Below are 25,964 nucleotides of genomic sequence, written 5' to 3'. Positions count from 1 at the left end.
TCGGAGAGACGTGTGTCATCCGAGGGTCGAGGCGACGCGGACCGGGCCACTCACCGGGGTGAGGGCGTCATCGGGCCGACGAGGCACCGGTCAACGACCGGTGCGACGCGCGCCGCCTCAGGCGGAACGCAGGCGCATGAAAGCGATGATCATGTGTACGACCCTAGTGCGGCAGATCAGACCCGTCAAACCGGAAACACCGGTACGTCTTGTCGGCCGCGGACATCAGCCGGTACTGTCGCGACAATAGCCACCGATCAACCCGCCGCCACCCCGACCGGCCGGCACCTGCTCTGGTTTCGGCGGCCCGCCGTGGACTGGCAGTCCCAGGCCCTGCCGATCGGCAACGGCCGCCTCGGTGCCATGCTCTTCGGCCAGCCCGACCACGAACGCATCCAGTTCAACGAACAGAGCCTGTGGGGCGGGGTCGACGACTACGACAACGCCCTGGCCGGGCAGCCCGACGACGTGTTCGACCCGAGCATGACCGGGTTCGGCTGCTACCTGGCCTTCGGCGACCTGCACCTGCGCTTCCACGCCCACCAGCAGCCGGACGTCGACTACCGCCGGGCGCTGGACCTGGAATCCGGCATCCACACCACCCGCTTCGGTGCGCCCGGTCGACGTGTGCGGCGGGAGGCGTTCGCCAGTCGTAGCGCCGACCTGCTCGTCCTGCACTACGCGGCCGAGCGGGCCGACGCGCTCGACTGCGACATCACCCTGACCAGCGCGCAGGACGCGACCGCGACCGCCGACGCCGGGACCATCGCCTTCCGCGGCACGCTGGGAAACGGGCTGCGGTACGCCGCAGCCGTCCGGGTGGCGGCCACCGACGGGCAGGTCAGAGCCGACGGCCATCGGTTGCAGGTACGGTCGGCGACCCGGCTGACGCTGCTGCTGGACGCGCGTACCGACTACCGGCTCGACGCCGCCGCGCGGTGGCGGGGCGCGGACCCGGAGCCGGCGGTGCGCGCGGCGCTCGACGCGACGGCCGGGCAGCCCTACGCCTCGCTACGAGCGGCACATCGGGCGCGCAGCAGGGCGGTGGCCGACCGGGTACGGGTGAGCTGGGGTGCCAGCGCCGACGAGGTCGTGGCGTTGCCGACGGACGAGCGGCTGGCCCGCTACCGCGCGGGCGGCGTCGACCCCGAACTGGAACAGACCATGTTCGTGCTCGGCCGGTACCTGCTGCACAGCTCCTCGCGGCCCGGTGGCCTGCCCGCCAACCTGCAAGGGCTGTGGAACGACAGCAACCAGCCGCCCTGGGCGGCGGACTACCACACCAACATCAACGTCCAGATGAACTACTGGTGCGCCGAGACCACCGACCTGGACGACAGCCACCGGGCGCTTGTCGAGTTCGTCCGGCAGGTGGCGGTGCCGAGCCGGGTCGCCACCCGCCACGCCTTCGGCGCGCACACCCGAGGGTGGACGGCCCGCACCAGCCAGAGCATCTTCGGCGGCAACGCGTGGCAGTGGAACACCGTCGCCAGCGCCTGGTACGCCCAGCACCTCTACGAACACTGGGCCTTCGGTCAGGACGTCGGCTACCTGCGGGACACCGCCTACCCGATGATCAAGGAGATCTGCGAGTTCTGGACCGACCGGCTGGTCGACGACGGCACCGGCCGCCTCGTCGCGCCGCAGGGCTGGTCACCGGAGCACGGCCCACGTGAGGACGGCGTGCCGTACGACCACCAGATCATCCGGGACCTGTTCCAGAACTACCTCGATTGTGCCGCCGCCCTCGACGTCGACCACGATTACCAGGCCACCGTCACCGACCTGCGATCGCGGCTCGCACCGGACCGGATCGGCAGGTGGGGTCAGCTCCAGGAGTGGCGAGCCGACCGCGACGACCCGGACGACCGGCACCGCCACACCTCGCACCTGTTCGCCGTCTACCCGGGCCGCCAGATCACCCCGGCCGGGTCACCGGCACTCGCGGCCGCCGCCCTGGTGTCGTTGACGGCCCGCTGCGGTCGGCACGACGGCGGCCCGGTCAGTGACACCACTGTCACCGGCGACAGCCGCCGGTCGTGGACCTGGCCCTGGCGGGCGGCGATCTTCGCCCGGCTGGGCCAGGCACCGCAGGCGTGGACCATGCTCCACGGGCTGCTGCGGCACAACACCCTGGACAACCTGCTGTGCACCCACCCGCCTATGCAAACCGACGGCAACTTCGGCATCACCGCGGCGATCGCCGAGATGCTGCTGCAGAGCCACGACGGCACCATCCACCTGCTGCCGGCCCTGCCACCACACTGGACCGACGGCAGCTTCGCGGGGCTGCGGGCCCGAGGCGGCTACCGGGTCGACTGTGTCTGGCGGGCCGGCCGGGTCACCGACTTCACGATCACCGCCGACCGCGCACCCCACTGCGACCCGGTCGTGGTCCGTTGCGACGGCCGGGACGTGCTTGTCGAGCCGGCACGCTGAGCACCTCAGGACGTCAGCAGGCCCTCGGCCGCCAGGTCGTCCCAGAGCGCGTCGGGCACCGGCTCGGCGAGCAGTTCGGCGTTACGCATCACCTGCTCGACGCTCTTGACCCCGACGACCACGGTCGCCACCGCCGGGTGCCGGGCCACGAAGGCCATCGCCGCCTGCGGCAGGGTCACCCCGTGTCGCCGGCACGTGGCGGCGATGCGGACCGCCCGGTCGTACACCGGCTGCGGGACCGGACGGTAGTCGTACATCCGGCCTGGTTCCTCGGTGGCCAGCACACCGCTGTTGAAGACCCCGGCGGCGAGCACCGACACCCCACGTTCCTGGCAGGCGGGCAGCAGGCGTTCCTGCGCCGACTGGTCGAGCAGCGTGTACCGGCCGGCGAGCATCACGGTGTCGATGTCGGTCTCCACCACGAACCGGTGCAGCATCTGCCACTGGTTCATGCCGACGCCGATGGCACCCACCACGCCCTGCGCCCGTAGGTCGTGCAGCGCCGGATACGCCTGCTCGACCGCCTGCTGCCAGTGGTCGTCGGGGTCGTGCAGCAGCACCACGTCGATGCGGTCGAGTCCCAGCCGGTCGAGGCTGGACTCCAGCGACCTGCGGACCCCGTCGGCGCTGAAGTCCCACTCGCGGACGTGGTCGGCCGGCACGTCGAAGCCGCCTTCCTCGTCGCGCAGGTGCGCGGTCTGCGGCGAGGGCACCAGCAGCCTTCCGACCTTGGTGGACACGGTGTACTCGGCGCGGGGCCGGTCGGCCAGTGCGGCCCCGAGCCGGCGTTCGGACAGGCCGAGGCCGTAGTGCGGGGCGGTGTCGAAGTAGCGGATGCCCGCCTCCCACGCCGCGTCGAGGGCGGTGTGCGCCGTCTGCTCGTCGACGGTCCGGTACAGGTTGCCGATCCCGGCCGCGCCGAAGCCGAGCGGACTGACGGTCACCGTCGAGTTGCCGAGCCGTCTCATTGCTGCCTCGATTCTGCGGTGGGGGTGGTGGTTGTCGGTGGGCGCAGGCGCAGCCCGTGCATCCCGCCGTCGACGGCGAGCACGGTTCCGGTGGTGGCGGCGGCCAGTGGGCTGGCCAGGTAGGCGACCGCCGCCGCGACCTCGGCGGGGGTGACCAGCCGTCCGATGGGCTGGCGGGCGCGCAGGGCCGCGTACTCGGCGGTGGGGTCGTCGGCGGCGTCGACCAGGCGGCGTACCCACGGGGTGTCGACGGTGCCGGGGTTGACGCAGTTGACCCGGATGCCCTCACCGACGTGGTCGGCGGCCATGGCGAGGGTCAACGCCTGCACCGCGCCCTTCGTGGCGCTGTAGAGGGCCCGGCCGGGCAGGCCGGCGGTCGCCGCGATCGAGCAGGTGTTGACGACGGCGGCGGACGCGGAGACCCGCAGGTACGGCAGGGCGGCCCGGGTGACCCGGACGATGCCGACGACGTTGACGTCGTACACCCGGTGCCACTCGTCGTCCGACTGGGCCTCGATGGTGCCCTGCGCGCCGGCACCGGCGTTGTTGACCAGGATGTCCAGCCCGCCGAGCCGGTCCACGGCAGCACGCACCGCCGCGTTCACCGAGTCGGCGTCCCCGACGTCGCACGCGATGGCGTGCAGCGGCGCGGGCACCTGCGACGGGTCGAGGTCGAGGCAGGCCACGGCGGCACCGCGCGCGGCCAGCAGCTCGGCCACCGCCAGGCCGATGCCCGATCCCCCGCCGGTCACCACGGCCGCCAGCCCGGCGAACTCCCCGCTCACGCGGTGCCGACCGGCTGGCGTTGCCGACCGAGCCCGTCGATCTCCAACTCGATCACGTCGCCACCGCGCAGGTACGGCTTCGGCTCGGGCATCCCGAGCGCCACCCCGGCCGGGGTGCCGGTGTTGATTAGGTCGCCCGGCTCCAACACCATGAACTGGCTGACGTAGTGGACGATCTCCGCCACCCCGAAGATCATGTTTTTGGTGTTGCCGTCCTGGCGCAAGATGCCGTTGACGCTGCACCGCAGGCCCAACTGCTGCGGGTCGGGCACCTCGTCGGCGGTGACCAGCCACGGGCCGAGCGGGTTGAACGTTTCGCAGGACTTGCCCTTGTCCCACTGGCCGCCGCGTTCCAGCTGGAACTCGCGTTCCGAGACGTCGTTGGCGATCGTGTACCCGGCGACGCAGTCCCACGCCTCGGCCGGGCTCGCCAGATAGCGGGCGGTACGGCCGATGACGACGGCGAGCTCGACCTCCCAGTCGGTCTTCCGGCTGCCCCGGGGGATGAGCACCTGGTCGTTCGGCCCGACCACGGTGTTCGGCGCCTTCATGAACAGGACCGGCTCGGCGGGCGGCTTCGCGCCGGTCTCGGCGGCATGATCGGAATAGTTCAACCCGACGCAGACGATCTTGCCCGGTCGGGCGATCGGGGCGCCGATGCGGGCCGTGGGATCGGCCTCGGGAAGCGTGCCGCCGTCCACCGCCGCCCGGACCTCGGCCATGCCGTCCCCGCCGAGGAACGCCGCGTCGATCTCGGACACCAGGCCGGACAGGTCGACCAGTCGGCCGGCCCGGTCCAGTGCGGCGGGCCGCTCCTGCCCGACCGCTCCCACTCGCAGTAGCTTCACCGTGCACCCTCCGGCCAGACATCGGATCTATCGCCCTGGTTCTATCCGGATCATCGAGCACCGGCAAGCCCCGACCGGAAACTCAGGCGGCAGCGCGTTCGGCGGCCTCGATGGCGGCGTCGGTGACCCAGAACATGCCGACCAGCAGGATCAGGGCCAGCACGCCCATGATGACGAAGACCGCTTGGAGGCCGAACACCTCGGCGAGCCCGCCACCGACCAACGCCCCCAGCGGCATGCTCCCCCAGGCCAGCAGCCGGTAGCCGCTGTTGACCCGCCCGAGCAGGCGGTCCGGGGTGATCTGCTGGCGCAGCGAGACCGTGATGACGCTCCAGGAGGTGAGCAGGATCCCACCGACGAAGAAGACTCCGCCGAGGACGAACGGGTTGGTACTCACCGCCGGTACGCCCACGACGACCGCGATCGCGACCATCGCGACGCCGAGCGCGCGGGCGCGGCCGAGCAGCCGCTCGATCCTCGCGGCGACGAGCGACCCGAGCACGATGCCCGCCGCGAGGGTGGTCAGCAGGAGGCCGTAGCCCGGCTCGCTGAGCCCGATGGCCGAGTTCGGCCCGACCGCGTACAGCACCAGCACCGCGAAGGTGGCCGTGGTGGTGAGGTTGCTGACCCCGACCATCAGTGCCAGGGTCCGCAGCAGTCGGTGTCGCCAGAGGAACCGTACGCCTTCGGCGATGTCGGCGCGCAGCGTGCTCGTGCCCTGCCGCGCAACCCGGAACCGGCCGCCGACCAGCAGCAGGGCCACCACGGCGGCCGCCCAGAGCCCGGCCGGCCCGAGCATCGCGTACGCGACTCCGCCGGCGACGAGGAAACCGGCCAGCGGCGGGCCGACGAACTGGTTGGCGGCCAGTTCGACGGCGTACAGCCGTCCGTTGGCGCGGGGCAGCGCCGCGCGCGGGACGAGTTGCGGCAGGATCGACTGGGCCGAGGTGTCGTACAGGGTCTCGGCGGTGCCCGCGCCGAAGGCCACCAGGTAGAGCAGCCAGATCGAGCCGGCGTCGAGGGCCACGGCCAGGGCCAGCGTGCCGAGCAGGGCCGCCCGGAGGCTGTTGGCGGCCAGCATCACCTGTCGCCGGTCGAGCCGGTCGACGAGCGCGCCGGCCGGCAACGCGAACAGCAGCCAGGGCAGGCTGAACGCGGCGGCCACCCCGGCGACGAGCACCGGCGAGGTCGTGTAGCCGACGGCGGTCAGCGGCAGGGCGATCTTGACGATCCCGTCGGCGAGGTTGGACACCGCCGACGCCGACCACAACCGCCAGTACCGGCCACCCAGACCGCCCGAGCCCGTGCCCGTCTGCTCTGAGCCGGCCGGTCGCGCGGTCGCTACTGGCTCATCCACCCCCGTCACCGGCAGATCATCGCAGACCTCGCGCCCCTGCTCGACCCCGCCGGTACACGGCGGTCGACCGGCCGGAAACCGACCGTGGAGAACTGCGATCATGGATGACCGGAATTATCGATATTCACAAGCATCTTGCTCCGACCCATGGTGCACGCCCATACTTTGGCTACACGCGAGCAGCGGATTGGCACGAATTGCACCGTTGGCACGGCGAGGTGGACGGACACCAGGTTCCGTAGGGCAGCACCTCGCGCATCGCGACGCCGGTCCTCGTCCTCGGTCCACGCCTTTCTGCCGTGGCCCGGTCCGGCGCGCTGTCGTAGTCCATGGAGGTGGACGTGAAACGAACCGTAGCGGCGCTGGGATCCCTGGCTGCCGCGTCCCTTCTCGCCGTGACGGGCGTGCTCTTCGCCCCGTCACCGGCCTCCGCCGCGTCCCTGGTCGAGGTGACCAACTTCGGCACCAACCCGGGCAACATGCGGATGCACATCTACGTGCCGGACGTCCGGCCCGCCAATCCCGCCGTCGTGGTCGCCATGCACGGCTGCGGCGGCAACGGCCCCGGGTTCTACTCCGGCAGTGAGTTCGGCCGCCTCGCCGACCAGTACGGCTTCGTGGTCATCTACCCCACCGCCACCCAGCAGGCCGGCTTCGGCAACTGCTTCGACGTGTGGTCCGCCGCCTCGAAGGTGCGCAACGGTGGCAGTGACCCCGTGTCGATCATGTCGATGGTCAGCTACGCCCAGCGCCAGTACGGCGGCGACCCGCAGCGGGTGTACGCCACCGGCAGCTCGTCGGGCGGCATGATGACCCAGGCCCTGATGGCGCTCTACCCGGACGTCTACAAGGCCGGCGCGGCGTTCATGGGCGTGCCGTTCAACTGCTTCGCCAACGCCGCGGACTTCCCGCCCACCAACAGCCAGTGCGTCAACGGTCGGATGGACCGGACCCCGCAGCAGTGGGGTGACGCGGTCCGGCAGGCGTACCCCGGCTACACCGGTGCTCGCCCGCGGGTGCAGCTGTGGCACGGCACCAACGACAACCTGATTCCCTTCCAGCTCCTGCAGGAGTCGGTGGAGCAGTGGACCAACGTGGCCGGGCTGAGCCAGAACCCGACCCGCACGGACACCCCACAGGCGAGCTGGAACCGGCGTCAGTTCGCCGACTCCACCGGCACGGTGCGGGTGGAGGCGTACGCCATCCAGGGTGCCGGGCACAGCCTGCCGTCGACCGGCATGGCCCGGGCCGCCATCGACTTCTTCGGTCTGACCAGCACCACTCCGCCGCCCACCACCCCGCCGCCGACGACTCCGCCGCCCACCACTCCCCCGCCGACCACGCCGCCGCCCACCACTCCGCCGCCGACGACCCCGCCGCCGGGTGCCACCTCCTGCCGGGTGCAGTGGACGGCCGACACCTGGAACAACGGCCTGGTCGCCAACCTCACCGTCACCAACACCAGCCCGGTTGCGGTCAACGGCTGGACGGTGCAGTGGACCTGGGCCAACAGCCAGCAGGTGACGAACGCGTGGAACGCCACGATCACCCAGAGCGGCAACCAGGTGACCGCCCGCAACGTCGGCTACAACGCCACCATCGGGGCCAACCAGAGCATCACCTTCGGTTTCCAGGCCACCCACACCGGCACCAACACGCCGCCTGACCGCTTCACCCTGAACGGGGCAGCCTGCAGCTGACCCCTCGACCAGATCGGTGCCCCGGCCGTCGACGGCCGGGGCACCGGCACGCCCGGTCCGCGCGGGCACGCCTCCCCGACGACCTGACTCAGGCGGGCGTACCGCTCAGGATGTCGTGGCGTCGACCGGCGGCAGGTCGATCGGGACGCCGGTCAGGCGTTCGCTCTGCGCCCACAGCTGCTGTGCCACCTCGACGTCGACGGCGCGGGCGCTGCGGGTCGCGGGCACCGGCGGGCCGACGTTCTCCGCCCGGTGCGCCGGGCCCCAGTAGCTGCCGCCCTCGGCGTCCGGGTCGGTGGCGGCGCGCAGGATCGGCAGCGCCCCCTCGGAAAGCGGCATCGCCAGGTACCGGCCGATGCCGTTGACGATCGTGACCAGACGGTCGCGACCCTGACTCGGCCCGGTGTACGTCCACCCAGGATGGGCGGCGGTGACCCGCAACGACGTTCCGGCCCCGGTCAGCCGCCGATGCAGCTCCAGGGTGAACAGCAGCATCGCCAGCTTGCTCTGACCGTAGGCGGCGAACCGGGCGTAGCGCCGCCGTTGCCAGTTCAGGTCGTCGAGGTCGATCCGCCCGGTACGGTGCGCGTTGCTTGCCACGTTGACGATCCGGGCCTGCTCGGTGGCGAGCAGCAGCGGCAGCAGCCGGCCGGTGAGCGCGAAATGGCCGAGGTAGTTGGTGCCGAACTGCAGCTCGAAGCCCTGCCGGGTACGCCGCAACGGCGGATACAGCACCCCGGCGTTGTTGACCAGCAGGTCGAGTCGATCGTGCTCGGCCCGGTAGGCGGTGGCGAACGCGGTCACCGAATCGAGGTCGGCCAGGTCCAGCGGACGGCAGTGCACCTCGCTGCGCGGGTGCCGGGCGCGGATCACCTCGGCCGCGGCCTCACCCCGGCCGCGATCCCGGCAGGCGAGCACCACTCGCGCACCCTTGCCGGCCAGCGCTCGTGCCGTCTCCACGCCGAGCCCGCTGTTGGCCCCGGTGACGATAGCCGTGCGCCCCCGCTGGTCCGGAATGTCGTCGTACGTCCAGTGGGGCATCTGTCGCTCCTCGATCCGCTCGGGACCTGGCCGACACGACCAGGTTGGGCTCGTTCACGGCGACCCGGTGCGGTCCGCCGGCGGGATGACGCCGCCGGCGGACCGCACGGGGTCAGCCGATGGTGCAGAGGGTGCCGTTGAGCCGGAACGCCGTCGGTACGACGTTCGGCCCGCTGTACTCGCCGACGAGGCCGACAGTGGTCGAGGCCCCGGCGGAGAGTCGACGGTTGTCGTCGTTGCTTGTCACCCGCACGGTGCTGCCGACCTGTTCCCAGGTGGCGCTCCACCCGCTGCCGACCCGCTGCCAGGAGGTGGGCCAGGTCCAGGTCAGGGTCCACCCGTCGATGGTGTGCTCGCTGTTGTTGACGATGTCGACGTTTGCCACGTAGCCGTTGCCCCAGTCCGTGGTGCTGGTGAAGCGGACGGCGCATCCGCTGGTCGCGGGGCTGCCGGTGGTGAAGGTCAGCGGCGGGGACGCCCAGGAGACCCGTCCTGTGGTGTCGCGGGCCAGCACGTTGACCGTGTACCTGCGGCCCGGCACGAGGTTGCCGACGGTCAGGCTGGTCCCGGAGGTCTCGCCGAGCTGCTCACTGACCGCACCGTTCTGCCGGTGCACCTCGTACTTGGCGATCGGGGCGGCCCCGGCGGTGGCGGCCGGCCAGGTGATCGTCACGTCCCGGTCGGTGACGCCGGTCGCGCTGGGTTGGCCGGGCGCGCCGGGTGCGCCGGTGACCGCAGCCGCCGGCCGCACCACCAGGGTGGTCAGCGAGTACGGCGGCAGCGTACGGCTGGTCGCCTCGCCGCTGCGGGCGGTGGTGACCTCGGTGGCGCCGTTGGTGTGGGTGTGGACCGTCGGTGCTCCGCTGGCCGGGGCGAACCCGGCGTAGTCGATGGTGACCGGGTGGGCGTTCTCCGGGTCCTTGTTGATCAGCAGCACCGCCACCTCCCCGTTGGCCCGCCGCACCGCATGCGCACTGACCAGTGGCTGGTCGGTCTCGGCGCGGATGAACTGGTCACCGGTGCGGGCGAACCGACTCATCATGGACAACCCGTGATAGGCGGCGAACGGGGTGTTCACCGGCGGTTCGCAGACCGAGCCGTCCGCGGTGCAGGTGCCGCTGGAGAGCAACCCGAAGTCGCCGTAGTCGGTCTGCCCCGCCACGGTGCTCACCCGGCCGATGCCGTTGTGCACGTTCCACCAGTGCACGGTGAAGACCCCGTTGGCCAGCAGACCGCTGTAGGCGTCGGCCAGGAACAGCGCGGCCGGTTGGCTGGTCATGCCCTCGGAGGTGACGTTGACCTCGGTGAGGCTGATCCCGATGCGGTCGGCCTGGGACCCGGCGTACCGGGTGATCTGCTGGCGCAGCAGGTACACCGCGTCGGTGATGTGGCTGGTCCGGGGCAGCGACTCGGCGGGGCTGCCGCCCGGGTACCAGTGCACGTCCACGAAGTCGATCGACGGCCCGGCGATGGACAGCACGGTCTGGTTCCACGGGCCCGGGTCGTTGCCGGCGGTCAGGCCGTCCGGCCAGTTGGCCGGCATGGTCAGCACCGCGCCGACCTTGATGGTGGGGTCGGCGGCCTTCATCGCCTCGGCGTAGTCGACCACCAGGTTCGCGTAGTAGGTGGCGCTCTTGTCGGGGTGGTGGTCGGCCTCCCAGGCGGACCCGTAGTGACCGTTGCCGTAGTTCTCGTTGCCGACCGTCCAGTACCGCGCGCCGTAGCCCTTTGTCACGTTGGCGTACCGCACCCAGTCGGCCGCCTCCTGCGGCGTGCCGGTGCCGTAGTTGGCGATGATCATCGGTTCGGCGCCGACCCGCCGCACCGCACCCATAAAGGTGTCGAAGTCGGTGCCGGGAGCGACGTAGCCGCCGGGCGCGGTGTGGTCGCGCCAGTGGTAGATGTCGGCGTACGAGCCACCGGGGTAGCGCATCATCTGCACCCCGGCGTCGCGCAGCAGGTCCGACGTCTCGGGGGTGGCCAGATACTGGTCCCAGATGGCGTGGTTGACGCCGAGCGCGGTGTCGGGCACCCGGGCCAGCCCGGCCCGCGCGTTCACGCTCACCGTCACCGGTGCCGTCGCCGCGTCGGCGCTCGGGGCGTCGACCCCGGTCACCACGCCTGTGGCGAGCAGCAGGCCCGCCACGAGCAGCGCACCTCCACGCCGGGGCAGTCGCCACGATCGGGCCGAGGATCGAACACCGTGCCTGTTCGGAAATCTCATGGTTGTCCTTTTTCGATCACGAGCGAGATCCGCCCGGCCGACAGCCCACGACCGGCGGCGGAGAAGAGAGAACGACCAGCTCACCTGCCGTCACCCGCCGCAGGCCCGGACGGGCCCCGGCTGCCCATCGGGCGACGGTCACTCGCGCGACAACACATCGACAGATCAGAATTGCACAGCGTACGGCGATCACTCAACGTCTCGGGCCCAGAAGGCCGATGCGAGGCGGACGAGAAAAGCGCCCGTCCCGGCTCGGGGAACGGGCGCTTCGCGCATCCGGGTCAGGGCCGCTCGCCGGTCAGGCCCGCTCGGTCACCTGGGCGACGAACGCCTTCCAGGCCGCCGGACCGAAGGCCAGCATCCCGCCGTCACGGTCCTTGGAGTCCCGGACGAGAACGACCCCGGAGAGATTGTCCGCGACCTCGACGCACGCGCCGCCGTTGCCGCTGCTCCGACTGCTCTTACGCCACCGCGCGCCGGTCAGGCCCATGACGCTGCCACATCCCTCATCAACTCGACGGACTGCCGATGAGACAACGCCTCGCCACGGACGTTCTCCCACGCCGCCAGTATGGCCGCCACGTCGTCAGGGTCGCTAACCACTTGCCCCTGTAGTTGCGTGTCCAGGTAGACAGCGGTGCGATGGTCCCTGCTGGTGGCGATGACGAACGGACCGTCCAGCCCGGCGTAGGCCCCGGCCGCCTGCGGCACGACATGCACGCGAACGTGCGGAAGCTCGCACCAGGCGATCAGTGCCTGCATCTGGTCGCGCATCACGTCCCGACCACCCACCGGGCGGCGCAGGGCGAATTCGTCCACGACCGCAGTGAGCCATGGCGGGTTCTCCCATTTGAGAATGACCTGCCGAGCGAGCCTCGCCGCCACCAACTGATCCACCTCGTCGGAGGTGCGCCGCCCGCTCGCGCTGAGGACCGCCCGCGCGTATGCCTCGGTCTGCAACAGTCCCGGCAGGACGGTCGACTCGAACCACCGCAGTTCCGTCGCCTCACGCTCCATCTCCTGCCACGGGCGAAACCACACCAGGTCACGGATCCGGCGTCGTGAAGTGTCCGGCCAAATGTCCGACGCGCTCCTACCGAGGACAGCAGCAGCAGTGGCGCGATGTCCGGGGTGCGGGATGCGGCCCTGCCGGAGCCACCGGTCGGTCGTCTTGGGATCCACGCCTATCTGCGCTGCCAACGATTCCGTGGTGTGGCCTGCTTCTTGGAGTGCCGTCCGCAGTGCGTCGTTCATCAGACCCCCATCGGACATCGGAGATTTCTGCCCACCATATATCTACGCGGTGTTGCCGTCCCATCACCGTTGGCAAGGTGGCGGTAGGCGGTGTTCACGGGCTGGACCAGTAGCCCCCGTGGGCGCTGCACAGGGGCCGACCTGTCCGTACACCTTCGAGGGTCGGCCCCCTTCCACGACGCGCACCGACGGAAGGGCCGCCCATGCCCGTGCAGAGACCAGCGCACGCCGCCACATCCCACGGAACCGCCCCGAGACGGGCCGCGAGCCCGACGCCCACGCGACCGGACGGCACACCACGGGTCGCTCCCGGCGCGTACCTGCTGACCCGGGCGGCGTCGCCGCAGTTCAGTCAGCCGATCGTGGTCCGGGTGATCCGCGAGTTGGTCGAGCGGCAGCCGTACGACGGTTGGGCCTGGGTGGATTGTTACGTGCTCGACCGCCACGGCGACGCGACGGAAAAACGGCAGTTGTTCGTCCGCCCGGACGGGATGCGGCCGGTGCAGATCCGACCGGTTCCGTACGCCGAGCGGCACCGCGCCAAGGTCGGCCGGTGAGCGCGCCGCACGCCCGGGATCATGTCGCCTCGCGTCCGACGTGGCGCTGCCGGGCGTGCGGGGTCGTGTGGCCGTGCAGTGCGGCGAAGGTACGTCTGCTCGCCGAGTACCGGGGCAACACCCCCGGGCTGATGGTCTACCTGGTGACGCTGCGCGAGGAGGCCACCGCCCAACTGGCCGAACTGAACCCGAGCACGCCCCTGCCGGACCTGCACCGACGGTTCACCGACTGGGTTCGCGTCCGGTCGACGTAGCGAGCGGGTGCGCCGGAAAGGCTGTGGCAGTAGAGCTGCTCTGCGTCGGCGTGTCGTACCGCTCAGCTGCCACAGTCCTGCGTTCCTGGGGCAGTACAGCTAGGGCAGCTTCGGGGTGGCGCGGGCGAGGAGGGTGGGGAAGTCGACGCCGGGGGGCAGGGTGCCGTAGGCGTGGCCGTGGTCTGCGGCGAGTCGGGAGGCGCAGAAGGCGTCGGCGACCGCCGGGTGGCCGTGGCGCACCAGCAGCGCGCCCTGCAACACCAGGGCCAACTGCTCGACCAGCCGGCGGGCGCGTACCTCCCGGTCGGCGGGGTCGGCGAGGGCCGCCTGCACCTGGCGTACCGCCGCGTCGAGGCGCGGGTCGGCACCGGCGGCGGCGTCCAGCTCGGCGCGGAAGGCCGCCAGCACCTCGGGCTGGCCGGCGAGCGCGCGCAGCACGTCCAGCGCGGCCACGTTGCCGGAACCTTCCCAGATCGAGTTCAGCGGTGACTCGCGGAACAGCCTCGGCATGCCGGATTCCTCGACGTAGCCGTTGCCGCCCAGGCATTCCAGGGCCTCGGCGGCATGGCCGGGCCACCGCTTGCAGACCCAGTACTTGCCGATGGCCAGCGCGATCCGTTTGAACGCCGCCTCGGTCGCGTCGCCCCGGGCGGCCCGGTCGGTGGCTCCGGCCAGCCGCATCATCAGGATCGTGGCGGCCTCGGACTCGATGGCCAGGTCGGCCAGCACGTTACGCATCAGCGGCTGGTCGATCAGGGCACGACCGAAGGCACGCCGATGCGTGGCGTGGTGCACGGCGGTGATCACACCCTGGCGCATGCCGGCCGCCGCACCGATCACACAGTCCAGCCGGGTCAGGTTGACCATGTCGATGATGGTGCGTACGCCCCGGCCCTCGTCACCGATCCGCCAGGCCGCCGCCTGCTCGTATTCGACCTCGGCGGAGGCGTTGGAACGGTTGCCGAGCTTGTCCTTCAGGCGCATCAGTCGCATCGGGTTGCGGGTGCCGTCGGGCAGCACCCGGGGCACCAGGAAGCAGGTGAGGCCGCCGGGCGCCTGCGCGAGGGTGAGGAACAGGTCGCACATCGGCGCGGAGGTGAACCACTTGTGCCCGACCAGCCGGTAGCTGCCGTCGGGTTGCGGGCGCGCGGTGGTGGCGTTGGCGCGGACGTCCGAGCCGCCCTGCTTCTCGGTCATCGACATGCCGGCGAGCAGTCCCCGCTTGGTCAGCGGCGGGCGCAGCCCGAAGTCGTACGCCCGGGTGGTCAGCAGTGGTTCGTGGTCGGCGGCCAGGTCCGGCGCGTGCCGCAACGCGGGCACCGCCGCGTAGGTCATCGAGATCGGGCAGCCGTGCCCGGCGTCCGGACGCCAGGTGTAGAACTTCGCGGCGCGGGCGACGTGCGCGCCGACCCGCTCGTCGGCCCAGGGCGCGGCGTGCAGACCGTGCTCGACGGCGGTACGCATCAGCTCGTGCCAGGACGGGTGGAACTCCACCTCGTCGATGCGGTGACCGTAGCGGTCGTGGGTACGCAGCACCGGCGGATATTCGTTGGCCAGCCGACCGTGCTCGATGGCGGGCTGGCTGCCGGCGAGCCGACCGAGGTCACGGACCTCCCCGACGGCCCAGCCGGCACCCTCACGGGCGAGGCCTTCCAGCAGCGCCGGGTCGTCGGCGGTGTCGTGGTCGATCAACGGGGGGACCTGGTTGGACACCTCGTGTGTGGTCACGGCGACACCCCCGGCGCGTGGTGCAGTTGCTTGGCGAACCAGTGATCAGGGTACGGGCTCGTGTTGTATCGCGGGATCTCCTCGTATCCGGCGCTGCGGTAGAGCCGGATCGCCTCGGTGAGGGCGCGGTTGCTGTCCAGGCGTACGCAGTCCGCACCGGCTGCCGCGGCGTGCCGTTCCAACTCGGTGAGCAGCCGTCGGCCGACACCGAGCCCGCGCACCGTGCCGGAGACCCAGAGGCGCTTGATCTCGGCGGGCCCGTCGGGGTCGAAGCGGACCGACCCGCAGCCCACCGCCTCGGAGGCGAGGGTGGCGACCAGGAACACCCCGGCGGGCGGGACGAACTGCTGGTCGTCGTCGGTGTCGAGGGTGAACCCGGACTCGAACCGCTCGGCCAACTCCGCCGCGTACGCCCGCAGGCAGGCACGGGCACGCGGATCGGCGGGCGGGCAGACCTCGACGGTGACCATCGAGGCCATCAGCAGCCGTTGCACCTCGTTCATCGCGGTGGTCAACCTGTCACGTTGGCCGACGGTCAACGGGGCGAGCATCGACCAGGCCAGTTCGTCGGATCGGCGATCGAGCAGTGCCCACTCGGCACGGCCGGCTTCGGTGAGCCGGGCCATGCGTACCCGTCCGTCGCCCTCGGCCGGTGTCACCACGACCAGTCCCGCGCCCTCCAGGGTGCGCAGCAGCCGGCTGAGGTATCCGGCATCGAGGTCCAGCCGGTTGCGCAGCGCCGCCACCTCCGCCCCGGCGGGGCCGATCTCCCAGAGCAGCCGGGACTGGGCCAGCGGCCGATCGCGGGCCAGGAACTTGTCGTCCAGCGCGCCGACACGCTGGGTCACCGTGCGGTTGAAGCCCCGCACCACGTCCACCAGTTCACGCTCCATGTTGTCTGACTTTAGTCAGCTATTCTCTCCGACGGTAGGGCGGATCCGCATCGGACACCCGGAGCACCCCAACCGGGCAGCCGAAAGTCCAACGCCGGTCAACGCCGGTCGGCGCGGCGCAGGGAGGGCGAGGTCAGTGCCGTCACCGCCGCCACGGCCAGCACACCGGCGCAGCCGTACAGCAGCGCCGCCACCGGCACGACCTCGGCGAGCGAACCGAGCACGTTGAGGGTGAGCAGCAGCGGCAGGCTCTGCACGAGCACCAGCACCGACTGCACCCGAGACACGTGTGTGTCCGGGGCGACGGCCAGGATCAACGGGCCGACATGGGTGGCGAAGCCACCCGATCCGACACCGATCACCATCCCGGCGGCGACCGAGACCGACAACGAACCGGCCGCCGCCCCCAGGGTGACCACGCCGACGGCGGCCACCAGCAGCGCGGCAGCGCTGGCCCGACCGGGGTCGGGCAGGGCGCCACGCACCAACACGAGGATCGCGACGGTCGCGGTGCCGAGCGCCAACGCCGCGACGACCGCACTGGTGGCCGGCGACGACCAGGTGCGCTCCCGCCCGAGCAACGGTACGAGCAGGCTGGACACCGGCAGCAGGAAGCCTGCGGCCACCCCGACCAGCAGCATTGCGGGCCGCAGTACGGCATGCGAGGCGGCGATCCGCAGGCCGTCGACCGCAGCCCGCCACAGTGGTTGCGACGGCGGCTGCCCGTCCGGCAGTTCCGGCGATCCGCTCGGCCGTCCGCCCATGGCCGCACGGAGCACCACCAGGACCGCCAGCATCAGGGCGAAACTTGAGGCGTTGGCCAGCGCCACTGCGGCGAGCCCGAGGGCGGCCAGCAGCAGGCTGCCCGCCGCCGGCCCGACGAACATGGCGAGTTGACCGGCAAGGTGTCGGGCCGACATCGCCCGCGCCAACCCGGCCGGTGGCACCAACCGCCGGGGCATCGAGCCCGTGCTGGGCAGGTAGAAGGCGTCCACGACCCCGATGGCCAGGGCTGCCAGCAGCAGTGGCAGCCACGGATCCGCCGCCGACCACACGGCGGCGGCCAATGCCACGGTGACGACGACCATCGCCGCGTCCGAGACCACCATGACGGTCCAGGCGCCCAGCCGGTCGGCCACCGCACCGCCGACCAGCAGGAGCAGGGCCCGGGGCAGGTTGACGGCGGTGAGCACCAGCGCGGCGAAGCCGCCACCTGCTCCGGCCGCCACCCAGGCCATCGCGAACGCCATGGCCTGAACGCCGATCAGGGACAGCGTCGTCCCGCCCAGCCACGCCCAGTACGCGCCCGGCACCGCTGTCGCACTGCCGCTCGATGGCGCCCTACCGGTAGATGTCGCCGCCACGGTTCCTCCCGATCACCGCATCGCGCCGACCGTTGCCGGTCGGTGTCTCGCGTCCGGCACTGTCCGGCCTCGACCCGGTCGAGAGTCAAGTCGGCACGGGACCGGCCCCGGCGGGCGACCGTCAGTCGGCCGGCTCGGTGCGCGGCAGCATTTCGGGCGACCAGGTGAAGCGGTAGCGCGGATCGGACACGGCCTGGGCGAAGGCCGCCGAGACAGCCGGGGAGCTGACGATCCGCCAGTCCCGTTCCTTGTTCACCTCGAACCAGATGAGCCCGATGATGCCCTCGTGCTCGGGTAGCGACCGGAACGTCTCAGTGATCCATTCCGCCTTGCGGCCGGCGATGTCGGAGGCCGCGGTCTCGGTGATGACCAGCGGTTTGGCGCTGAAGGCACGGATCTCCCCGATGGTCTCCTTGAAGATCGCGTCGAAGGACCGGTATTTCGAGAAGGCGCCCATGCCGTAGTAGCCCGAGATGCCGATCCAGTCGACGTAGTCGTCCCCCGGGTAGAGCGCGGAAAGCTTCGGCGTCGAGCCGTCCCATCTGGCGTTCGGGCTCCACACCCAGATCACGTTTGTCGTTCCGGCAGCCATGAACAGATCGTGCAGGTGGCGCCAGGCCTTGACGTAGTCGCCCGGCTGATTGCCGTTGGCGGTCTCGCACCACGGGTACCAGTTGCCGTTCATCTCATGGGCGAACCGGATGGCCACCGGGTAGTCGAGCGCCTTGATCCCCTCAGCCCAGGAGCGCAGGTAGTCATCGAAGTCGCCGCGCGTGATGTGGGACAACCGGTAGTCGGGCTGACGGGAGCGGAGCCGGTCGATCGTGCCGCGGGCGGCTCCCTTCTTACGGGCCTGCTCGTCCAACCGGTAGTCCCATGGTTCCCAGGCCAGCATCGGCAGCATGCCCCGACTGCTTACCGCGTCGAACAGCGTCCGGTCGAAGGTGTCGGTCGCCCAGCCGGAACCGAAGAGCATGACCTGCGGATGGTGCTTCGCCGTCGCGGTGAAGGCGTCCACGGGTGTGAAGTCGTGCGGTCCCTCCTTGGTCGCGATGCCGATGAACACCTTTTCCGCTGGCGGGAAGACCTCGGGCGGGGATGGCGAAGGGCTCGGTTCGCGTACCGCCGCCTGGTCCGCCGGGGCGGATTCCCGCCTCCCGGACCCGGTGCCCGGTGCGATGGCGAAGGCGTACGCCAGCAGCAGCGCGCCGACCAGCGACATGGCGACCCGCGGCAGAGTCAGCCGTGCCATGGCACCTCCCGGGAAGCGACCACCGGTGCTGTCGCCCGGACCCGCCGGTGGCGGACGGCATGACGCCCGGTCGGACTGGCGCGGCGCGAGCGCCAGGCCAACAGAGCCGACCCGCACGCGATCAGCGGTGGGCCGAGGCCAGTCAGGAGGGTCAGCAGAGGCCATACCCGCAGCGGTGTGCGGCCGTGTTCCAGCACGAAGCTCACGGCGAGCAGGCCGGCGGCGAAGGCCGCCCAGCACAGGTGCAGCCGGAACGTGTTGAGCGATTCGGTGGTGCGTAGCCTGCCCTTGGCGGTCACCACGAACCCGAGCTTGCGGCGCAGCAGCGCGCCGACGGCAGCCGCCACGTAGATCGGGCCGGCGAACAGCGCCAGCGCCATGCCGACCAGGCCGATCTCCTCCCGCTCGTGCGGCGCGATGTTGAATCGACGCAGCCAGAGCCAGAGCACGAACCAGGTGCAGATGGTGGCGCCCCACAGCACCGACCACACGGCGATGTCGACCCGGGCCGCGCTCACCCCGGTGAGCAGGTACGCGGCTGTGGCGAAATTGCCCAGCAACAGACTGACCGCGACGCTCGGGTAGTAGAACTGGAGCAGCCGGTAGTGCCAGCGCCGTCGGGACCGTAGTTCGCGCGGCGCCCGCAACTCGGGGCGGACCAGTATCTCGCAGATCCCCGCCGCCCACCGCTTCTGCTGGTTGAAGTAGTCCGCCCACGATGTCGGGCCTTCCCCGATGGCCACCACGTCGGGGGTGTAGACGCCCTTCCACTGGTTGCCGGTCTGCGGGTTCACCGCAGCGTGGATCCGGATGCTGGTCAGGTGGTCCTCGATGATCGAATCCTGGTAGCCGCCGATGCTGCGCCAGGCGGACGGCCGGTACAGGTGGCCGGTGCCGGTGAGCAGTGGGGCGTCCAGTCCGTTGCCACCACGGGCGATCAGTCCGTTGTAGAGATACTGCTGGACCGACGCGCCGTGGGCGACCATGTTCTGGTGCATGTTGCCGTAGACCTGTGGCGTCACCACGAAGGCGACGTCCGGGTCGCGGAAGTAGCCGAGCGTACGCTCCAGGAAGTTGGCCAGCGGCACGTGGTCCGGATCGACGTTGGCGACCACGTCGTAGTGGTGCTCGTGCTCGGCCCGCCAGGCGTTGTGGTTGCCGGACTTCGTCCTGGTGCGGAACTCGCCGTCGGGTTGGTTGTACTCCGGTCTTCCCTTGCGGCTGAAGTGGCGTACGCCGAGCCGCGCGGCCATCTCCTTCACCGCCGGATCGTCGCCCTCGTCGAGGATCCAGACGTCGACCTGACCGCAGTAGACGATCTGCCGCATGCGCCGCAGGGTCCGCTCGGCGACGTCGATCGGCTCCTTGCTCGGCACGATCGTGGTGAGCAGCGCCACCCGCAGGCCGACCGGAGGATCGACCGGGATCGGATCCTTGGCGTGGTAAGCGAACACCCAGACGACCATGTTCTGCGCGAGGCGGATCAGTTCGACGCCGACGATCACGCAGAAGCCGAGCCGGGCCACGGCGGTCTGCCAGTCGCCGAGCCCCGTCACGCCCGAGCCGGGTACGTGCTGGGGAAGCAGCAGCCAGCCGACGAGCAGCAGTCCGGCCGCACTGTTGACGAGGACCAGCAGGGTCAGTACGAGCCGCGCCGCGGGCGACAGGACGGATCGGAACTCGACCGCCGCCTGCGGATGTCGTGGCGCGACGAGAGTTCCGGCACTCGCCCCGCAACTCGCGTACGCGATGCGAGCACTGATGTTGAGTTGACGACGGTCAGGGCGTCGGGCGGGTGACGGCCGGACCGCGGTGCTCTCTACGGGCCCGCCTCCGGGCGGCCTCTCCGCCACGTCCCGAGACAGGCGTGTGTCGGTCACGACGCCCACGTTGCCCCCCAAGGGTCGGAGTTCCCTGGCCTTCATGAACACGGCCATGCTGATCGTAAGGACAGATACCGGCAAACTTCTCAGATAGCTCTGTTCGACCCCAAAGGGCTACATATCTGCTCTTTCATCTACCAGCAGGGCAGGATTGAGTCCCGTGTCGCGGAACGGTGCCCGGCTATCGCCGCCAGCACACCCGCCGACCGGCGGACGCGCATCGCGCGAGCGCGGCCGCGCCGAGCGTCGCCCAGGCCGGAAGCGTGAAGAGGACGAACTCCGGCCGCCAGAGCGGCGTCGCCTGCGCAGCGAGCAGCAGAGCCAGCGGCGGCACGGCTGCCCAGGCGGTGAACACGGCGGCGGGGTGACGCAGCGGAAGGCTGAACAGCACCAGCACCAGCAGCGCCGCACCCAGCGCGGTGACGCCGAACAGTTCTCCCGGCGTCGCAGCCAATTCGGTCAGACTCGGGCTCGACGTCTGCGCGAGCCGTACTCCCTGCCGCGTGGCGTGCCAGAGCAGGCCGACCGCGGGTAGCGCGCTCACCACCGCAGCGGCCAGCCATCGCAGCGCCACCTCGCGCCGGAAGGCGAGCACGGTCCAGCCGTGTCCGACGAGGAGCAGGAGCGCGGTCACCTGACACAGACCCATCAGGCCCGCCACGGCGGCGTAGAGCACGAAGCGCCAGAGTCTCGGCCGACCCACGGCCGCCTGGAGCAGCCATGTGGCGAGGACCGCGGCGAGCAGGGTGAGCGCGTACGGCTGGGCCTCCTGCGCGTACCGCGCGGACGTCGGCAGCAGGGCGAAGATGACGCCGGCCAAAACACCGGTGCCCGGTGCGAACATCCGGGCGGCCAGCGCTCCGACGAGCGCTGCCGCTGTGACCATGGCGAGGACGGAGAGTCCCCGCAGCGCCAGCTCCGAGGTGCCGAAGTACTCCGCCCAGGCCCGTACCAGCAGGTGGTAGAGCACGCTGTCGCCCGAGCGGAGCATCGACCAGGTGTCCCGCCAGGACGATGTGGCCCCGGCCCGGGTCGCGAGTTCCGCCATCCGCGGCCCGGGTGTGTCGGCCCGTACGGCGCCGAGTGCGCCCATCAGCAGTGCTGGCACCAGCCAAGCGGCCAGCCGCATTCGGCGGCTACCGTTCACCGGCTCGCCCGGTGCCTCGCCGCGGCCCTCCCCCCATGGGTCCTCGGCGGCCTCCGGCAACCCGAGTCGGGGCAGGACGATGGTGTCGGCGTCCTTCATCTGTCCCTCACGCATCTCCGTGGGTTCCGTAGCTCCAGGAGCGTATTGAGCGGATCTCACCACCGAGGCCGTTATGCCTACAAAGCCGCCGAATCGGTACGTCATAGCTGCAAAGCGACAAACAACCATGGCCATCTGAGCGGGCCGCCGTAGGATGCCCGCGCCGCTCGACGTTGACCGACAGGCGTGTTGCGGGACGATTTCGACCCTGCGTTCCGGCGGAAACCCGAGGCTTGCGCACCTGTCACCGGAACCATTATGTTAGCGATAACATCGATGCCGGCGCATAAAGGTTCGGAGCTCGATCCGTGGAGACGGGCGAGGGCACCCCGCCGCCACGGCCGCACAACACCCGGCCGGACAGTCGTGGGTCGCCTGCGGCGCCGCCGTCTCCGACGCCCCGCCGAGCCCCACCACCTACCGCAGCGGCACCTCCTGCCCGCCGGCCGTTCCCTGGGCTTCGTCCCCCGGGGCTCACGGCCCGTCCAGCACTTGGCGTACCGGAGTCACACCCCCGTCCACCACCAGAAAGGTCCACCCCCATGGCGTTGCGCCGACGAGCATTCACCCCGGGCGCGATAGCCAGCGCCGGACTCACCGTGACCGGCCTGGCGGTCAGTCCACGGGTCGCCTCGGCGGCCACGCACACCGCGTACCTCAAGACCCACTTCACCGAGTCGCCGAACCAGTCGGCGGCCAACTACGGCCTGCACCTCGCGGTCAGCCGGGACGGTCTGAACTGGTCGCCGAAAGAACCCCGCCAACGGGAACATCCACGCCGCTCGATCAAGCACCGACGCGCCGAACAGCTTCACCACCTATTCCGGGTCACCTCGTAACGGTCCACCCGGCCGCTACCACCACTGCTCACCCGCAACCAGGGAGGCCGCGATGCCCTACCCGTCCCTCAACCGTCGACACATACTTCAGGCCGCCGGCGCGGCTGCCCTCGCCACCGCCGTCGGTCCCGTCCTGCGTGGCGGCACCGCCAGCGCGGCGATCCCGCCGGTGCGACCCGATCTCGGTGTCGCCGCGTACGCCTTCGACATGGGTCAGGTGCGACTGACCGCCAGCCGCTGGCTGGACAACCAGAACCGCACCCTGAACTACCTGCGCTTCGTCGACGTCAACCGGCTGCTCTACAACTTCCGCGCCAACCACCGGCTGTCCACCGCCGGGGCCGCGGCGCTCGGCGGTTGGGAGGCACCCACCTTCCCGTTCCGCACCCACTCCCAGGGGCACTTCCTGACCGCCTGGTCGCACATGTGGGCCGTGCTCGGCGACACCACCTGCCGGGACAAGGCCAACTACATGGTGGCCGAGCTGGCGAAGTGTCAGGCCAACAACGCCGCCGCCGGCTTCAACCCCGGCTACCTCTGCGGCTACCCCGAGTCGGACTTCACCGCCGTGGAGGCCCGTACCCTCAACAACGGCAACGTGCCGTACTACACCATCCACAAGACCCTCGTCGGCCTGCTCGACGTGTGGCGGCACATCGGCAACAACCAGGCCCGAGACGTGCTGCTGGCGTTGGCCGGGTGGGTCGACTGGCGTACCGGCCGGCTCAGCTCCGCACAGATGCAGGCCATGCTCGGCACCGAGTTCGGCGGCATGAACGCGGTGCTGACCGACCTGTACCAGCAGACCGGTGACGCCCGCTGGCTGACCGTCGCCCAGCGCTTCGACCACGCGGCCGTGTTCAACCCCCTCGCGGCGAATCAGGACCAGCTCAACGGGCTGCACGCCAACACCCAGATCCCCAAGTGGATCGGCGCGGCCCGCGAGTTCAAAGCCACCGGCACCACCCGGTACCGCGACATCGCCAGCAACGCCTGGAACCTGACCGTCAACACCCGCACGTACGCCATCGGCGGCAACAGCCAGGCCGAACACTTCCGGGCCCCGAACGCCATCTCCGGGTACCTGCGCAACGACACCTGCGAGCACTGCAACACGTACAACATGCTCAAGCTGACCCGCGAGCTGTGGCTGCTCGACCCGAACCGGGTCGCGTACTTCGACTTCTACGAGCGCGCCCTGCTCAACCATCTGATCGGCGCACAGAACCCGGCCGACAACCACGGCCACATCACCTACTTCACCCCGCTGCAACCGGGCGGACGGCGCGGCGTGGGACCGGCCTGGGGTGGCGGCACCTGGAGTACGGACTACAACTCCTTCTGGTGCTGTCAGGGCACCGGCCTGGAGAACAACACCACCCTGATGGACTCGATCTACTTCCACAACGGCAGCACGCTGACGGTGAACCTGTTCATGCCATCGGTGCTGAACTGGTCGCAGCGCGGCATCACCGTCACCCAGTCGACCAGCTACCCGGCCAGCGACACCAGCACGCTCACCGTCACCGGCACCGTGGGCGGCTCGTGGACGATGCGCATCCGCATCCCCGCCTGGACACAGGACGCCACCGTCAGCGTCAACGGCACCGTGCAGAACATCGCCACCACGCCCGGCACGTACGCCTCTCTCACCCGCACCTGGACCTCCGGCGACACGGTGACCGTACGGCTGCCGATGCGGGTCGTCGTGGAGCCGACGAACGACAACCCGAGCGTGGTCGCGCTCACCTACGGCCCGGCGGTGCTCTCCGGCAACTACGGCAACACCGCCCTGTCGGCGCTGCCCGCACTGGCCACCGCCTCGGTCACCCGCACCAGCAGCACGGCGCTCACCTTCACCGCCACCGCCAACAACACGCAGGTCAACCTGCTCCCGTTCTACGACGCGCACGGGCACAACTACACCGTCTACTGGAGCAGCGGCGGCTCCTCCGGCCCGGCGCAGGCCACGTTCCGGCTGGTCAACGCCGCCAGCGGGCTGGTGCTCGGGATCGAGAACATGTCCACCGCCGACGGCGCACCGGCGTTGCAGTGGGCCGACAACGGCACCGCCGACCACGACTGGCAGCTGATCGTCGACGGCAGCGTGGTGCGGTTCCGCAACGCCAACAGCGGCAAGGTGCTCGGCGTGCAGAACATGTCCACCGCCGACAACGCGCAGGTCCTGCAATGGTCGGACACCGGCACCGCCGACCACCGCTGGACGATCGTGGACGCCGGCGACGGCTCACACAAGATCCGCAACGGCAACAGCGGCAAGCTGCTGGCCGTCCTGAGCGGCTCGACCGCGCAGGGCGCGCGGGTGGTCCAGGACCCGGACAACGGTACGCCGGACAACCAGTGGCGATTCGTCCCCAACGGTGCCCGCCGGATCCAGAACCTGGCCACCGGCCTGGTCCTCGGTGTGCAGAACATGTCCACCGCCGACGGCGGCCTGGTGATCCAGTGGGGTGACACCGGCACCGCCGACCACCTCTGGACCGCGATCGTGGACAGCGGCGGCTACCTGCGGCTGCGCAACTCCAACAGCGGCAAGGTGCTCGGCGTGGAGAACGGCAGCAGCGCCGCCGGCGCCCGGGTGGTCCAGTGGACCGACAACGGCTCGGCCGCCCACCGGTGGCGGCTGCGGTACGGCGGAGGCGGCTACTTCCGGATCCAGTCGGCCAACGGCGGACGGGTGCTCGGCGTACTCGGCGCCTCGTCGAGCCAGGGCACCCAGATCGTCATCTGGGACGACAACGGCGCCAACGACCACCGCTGGCGCTTCATCTGACCACCACCGCTGATCGGCTGATCGCTGACGGCCGACGCTGATCGCATAGCCCGCGTGCGGCCCGGGCCTCCGCTCGGGCCGCACACGCGTCTTCGGCAACCGGTCCCTCAGCAGGCACGACCCCGCAGTCGTCAATCCATCGACACTCTTGATGGTGTTATCGATAACATGCTAACTTCTGCCCAGGAGTAAGGGCACACTCCTTTTCGAGGTCACCGTCTGCCAGGGCGCTGCGGGACGCAACCACTCCCGCCACCCGCCGACCGAGACCTGTCCGGGCCGACACCACCCCAGCCAACCCCACACTCCCCCACCCGCCCCACCCCGTTGATCAAGACGTTTCGGTCTGATTCCACGCGCTCCCCGACCAGAACCTCTTGATCACCGTTGCGGGCGGCGAGGCGGACCGACCCGACCAGACCGGCCGGGGTCGGGTTGAGCCGGGGGCGCGGCGGGGTGGGTGATCAAGAGGTTTTGGTCGGGTGTCGAGCTGATTCTGACCGAAACCTCTTGATCACCACTTTGAGCGGGGGCAGGG

Annotated in this window: 20 protein-coding genes; 6 read left to right on the top strand and 14 right to left on the bottom strand. The window is 70.6% G+C overall.

Annotation, left to right across the window (positions count from 1 at the left end; all coding sequences use genetic code 11):
• Nucleotides 1-12 precede the first annotated feature (12 nt).
• Entirely contained in the window at nt 13-2,439 is a 2,427-nt protein-coding gene (locus tag VAB18032_RS14930) for a glycoside hydrolase family 95 protein (RefSeq protein WP_332416552.1), read from the top strand.
• A 5-nt stretch (nt 2,440-2,444) separates the two neighbouring features.
• On the opposite strand, the gene VAB18032_RS14925 is transcribed toward VAB18032_RS14930, so the two are convergent.
• From VAB18032_RS14925 to VAB18032_RS14910, 4 genes are all read right to left on the bottom strand, one after another.
• A complete protein-coding gene (locus VAB18032_RS14925; protein WP_013733692.1) occupies nt 2,445-3,407 on the bottom strand; it encodes an aldo/keto reductase in 963 nt (320 codons plus the stop codon).
• Nucleotides 3,404-4,192 (bottom strand): SDR family NAD(P)-dependent oxidoreductase, encoded by a 789-nt coding sequence (locus VAB18032_RS14920; RefSeq protein ID WP_013733691.1) that lies wholly within the window; start codon nt 4,190-4,192, stop codon nt 3,404-3,406. Before VAB18032_RS14920 ends, VAB18032_RS14925 begins: the two co-directional genes overlap by 4 nt.
• On the bottom strand, nt 4,189-5,040 hold the full coding sequence (locus tag VAB18032_RS14915) for a fumarylacetoacetate hydrolase family protein (RefSeq protein WP_043720758.1): 852 nt from the start codon (nt 5,038-5,040) through the stop codon (nt 4,189-4,191). Before VAB18032_RS14915 ends, VAB18032_RS14920 begins: the two co-directional genes overlap by 4 nt.
• An 82-nt stretch (nt 5,041-5,122) precedes the next feature.
• Nucleotides 5,123-6,397 carry an MFS transporter gene (locus tag VAB18032_RS14910; RefSeq protein ID WP_050814746.1) on the bottom strand — a complete coding sequence of 425 codons (1,275 nt, stop codon included), beginning with the start codon at nt 6,395-6,397 and terminating at the stop codon, nt 5,123-5,125.
• Between the two features lie 329 nt (nt 6,398-6,726).
• Here VAB18032_RS14910 and VAB18032_RS14905 point away from each other — a divergent pair, with 329 nt between their 5' ends.
• On the top strand, nt 6,727-8,097 hold the full coding sequence (locus tag VAB18032_RS14905; RefSeq protein ID WP_013733688.1) for an extracellular catalytic domain type 1 short-chain-length polyhydroxyalkanoate depolymerase: 1,371 nt from the start codon (nt 6,727-6,729) through the stop codon (nt 8,095-8,097).
• Between the two features lie 105 nt (nt 8,098-8,202).
• On the opposite strand, the gene VAB18032_RS14900 is transcribed toward VAB18032_RS14905, so the two are convergent.
• The 4 genes from VAB18032_RS14900 to VAB18032_RS14885 form a co-directional block, all read right to left on the bottom strand.
• Nucleotides 8,203-9,138 (bottom strand): oxidoreductase, encoded by a 936-nt coding sequence (locus VAB18032_RS14900; protein ID WP_013733687.1) that lies wholly within the window; start codon nt 9,136-9,138, stop codon nt 8,203-8,205.
• Nucleotides 9,139-9,250: 112 nt separating this feature from the next.
• Nucleotides 9,251-11,284 carry a cellulose binding domain-containing protein gene (locus VAB18032_RS14895; RefSeq protein ID WP_013733686.1) on the bottom strand — a complete coding sequence of 678 codons (2,034 nt, stop codon included), beginning with the start codon at nt 11,282-11,284 and terminating at the stop codon, nt 9,251-9,253.
• A gap of 376 nt (nt 11,285-11,660) precedes the next feature.
• Nucleotides 11,661-11,852: a DUF397 domain-containing protein gene (locus VAB18032_RS14890; RefSeq protein WP_013733685.1), complete on the bottom strand. Its 192-nt coding sequence runs from the start codon at nt 11,850-11,852 to the stop codon at nt 11,661-11,663.
• Nucleotides 11,843-12,616: a helix-turn-helix domain-containing protein gene (locus tag VAB18032_RS14885; RefSeq protein WP_043724338.1), complete on the bottom strand. Its 774-nt coding sequence runs from the start codon at nt 12,614-12,616 to the stop codon at nt 11,843-11,845. Before VAB18032_RS14885 ends, VAB18032_RS14890 begins: the two co-directional genes overlap by 10 nt.
• 203 nt (nt 12,617-12,819) lie before the next feature.
• On the opposite strand from VAB18032_RS14885, the gene VAB18032_RS14880 reads away from it, so the two are divergent.
• Both VAB18032_RS14880 and VAB18032_RS14875 read left to right on the top strand, forming a co-directional pair.
• On the top strand, nt 12,820-13,173 hold the full coding sequence (locus VAB18032_RS14880) for a hypothetical protein (protein ID WP_013733683.1): 354 nt from the start codon (nt 12,820-12,822) through the stop codon (nt 13,171-13,173).
• On the top strand, nt 13,170-13,427 hold the full coding sequence (locus VAB18032_RS14875) for a hypothetical protein (protein WP_013733682.1): 258 nt from the start codon (nt 13,170-13,172) through the stop codon (nt 13,425-13,427). The genes VAB18032_RS14880 and VAB18032_RS14875 overlap by 4 nt, the downstream gene beginning before the upstream one ends.
• A 99-nt stretch (nt 13,428-13,526) precedes the next feature.
• On the opposite strand, the gene VAB18032_RS14870 is transcribed toward VAB18032_RS14875, so the two are convergent.
• The 6 genes from VAB18032_RS14870 to VAB18032_RS14845 form a co-directional block, all read right to left on the bottom strand.
• Nucleotides 13,527-15,155 (bottom strand): isovaleryl-CoA dehydrogenase, encoded by a 1,629-nt coding sequence (locus tag VAB18032_RS14870; protein ID WP_013733681.1) that lies wholly within the window; start codon nt 15,153-15,155, stop codon nt 13,527-13,529.
• Nucleotides 15,152-16,048 (bottom strand): bifunctional helix-turn-helix transcriptional regulator/GNAT family N-acetyltransferase, encoded by an 897-nt coding sequence (locus VAB18032_RS14865; protein WP_013733680.1) that lies wholly within the window; start codon nt 16,046-16,048, stop codon nt 15,152-15,154. The genes VAB18032_RS14870 and VAB18032_RS14865 overlap by 4 nt, the downstream gene beginning before the upstream one ends.
• A 98-nt stretch (nt 16,049-16,146) precedes the next feature.
• Entirely contained in the window at nt 16,147-17,412 is a 1,266-nt protein-coding gene (locus VAB18032_RS14860) for an MFS transporter (protein WP_232510808.1), read from the bottom strand.
• Between the two features lie 121 nt (nt 17,413-17,533).
• On the bottom strand, nt 17,534-18,664 hold the full coding sequence (locus VAB18032_RS14855; protein WP_013733678.1) for a glycoside hydrolase family 26 protein: 1,131 nt from the start codon (nt 18,662-18,664) through the stop codon (nt 17,534-17,536).
• Nucleotides 18,652-20,544, bottom strand: coding sequence for a glycosyltransferase family 2 protein (locus tag VAB18032_RS14850; protein ID WP_232510807.1), 1,893 nt, complete (start codon nt 20,542-20,544; stop codon nt 18,652-18,654). Before VAB18032_RS14850 ends, VAB18032_RS14855 begins: the two co-directional genes overlap by 13 nt.
• A gap of 184 nt (nt 20,545-20,728) precedes the next feature.
• On the bottom strand, nt 20,729-21,808 hold the full coding sequence (locus VAB18032_RS14845; protein WP_232510806.1) for a glycosyltransferase family 39 protein: 1,080 nt from the start codon (nt 21,806-21,808) through the stop codon (nt 20,729-20,731).
• A gap of 527 nt (nt 21,809-22,335) precedes the next feature.
• Here VAB18032_RS14845 and VAB18032_RS14840 point away from each other — a divergent pair.
• Nucleotides 22,336-22,632, top strand: coding sequence for a hypothetical protein (locus tag VAB18032_RS14840; protein WP_013733675.1), 297 nt, complete (start codon nt 22,336-22,338; stop codon nt 22,630-22,632).
• 52 nt (nt 22,633-22,684) lie between these two features.
• On the top strand, nt 22,685-25,426 hold the full coding sequence (locus VAB18032_RS14835; protein ID WP_013733674.1) for a beta-L-arabinofuranosidase domain-containing protein: 2,742 nt from the start codon (nt 22,685-22,687) through the stop codon (nt 25,424-25,426).
• The last annotated feature ends 538 nt before the right edge of the window (nt 25,427-25,964 follow it).

This window comes from Micromonospora maris AB-18-032 (assembly GCF_000204155.1).
GTDB classification, from domain to species: domain Bacteria; phylum Actinomycetota; class Actinomycetes; order Mycobacteriales; family Micromonosporaceae; genus Micromonospora; species Micromonospora gifhornensis.
This window is presented reverse-complemented; position numbering and strand designations above follow the sequence as displayed.

What these genes read in the sequence shown, in the direction of transcription:
- VAB18032_RS14900 (WP_013733687.1), bottom strand. Translation starts at nt 9,138, where the DNA reads ATGCCCCACTGGACGTACGACGACATTCCGGACCAGCGGGGGCGCACG.
- VAB18032_RS14855 (WP_013733678.1), bottom strand. Translation starts at nt 18,664, where the DNA reads ATGGCACGGCTGACTCTGCCGCGGGTCGCCATGTCGCTGGTCGGCGCG.
- VAB18032_RS14890 (WP_013733685.1), bottom strand. Translation starts at nt 11,852, where the DNA reads ATGGGCCTGACCGGCGCGCGGTGGCGTAAGAGCAGTCGGAGCAGCGGC.
- VAB18032_RS14925 (WP_013733692.1), bottom strand. Translation starts at nt 3,407, where the DNA reads ATGAGACGGCTCGGCAACTCGACGGTGACCGTCAGTCCGCTCGGCTTC.
- VAB18032_RS14845 (WP_232510806.1), bottom strand. Translation starts at nt 21,808, where the DNA reads ATGCGTGAGGGACAGATGAAGGACGCCGACACCATCGTCCTGCCCCGA.
- VAB18032_RS14840 (WP_013733675.1), top strand. Translation starts at nt 22,336, where the DNA reads ATGGCGTTGCGCCGACGAGCATTCACCCCGGGCGCGATAGCCAGCGCC.
- VAB18032_RS14880 (WP_013733683.1), top strand. Translation starts at nt 12,820, where the DNA reads ATGCCCGTGCAGAGACCAGCGCACGCCGCCACATCCCACGGAACCGCC.
- VAB18032_RS14905 (WP_013733688.1), top strand. Translation starts at nt 6,727, where the DNA reads ATGGAGGTGGACGTGAAACGAACCGTAGCGGCGCTGGGATCCCTGGCT.
- VAB18032_RS14835 (WP_013733674.1), top strand. Translation starts at nt 22,685, where the DNA reads ATGCCCTACCCGTCCCTCAACCGTCGACACATACTTCAGGCCGCCGGC.
- VAB18032_RS14885 (WP_043724338.1), bottom strand. Translation starts at nt 12,616, where the DNA reads ATGAACGACGCACTGCGGACGGCACTCCAAGAAGCAGGCCACACCACG.
- VAB18032_RS14865 (WP_013733680.1), bottom strand. Translation starts at nt 16,048, where the DNA reads ATGGAGCGTGAACTGGTGGACGTGGTGCGGGGCTTCAACCGCACGGTG.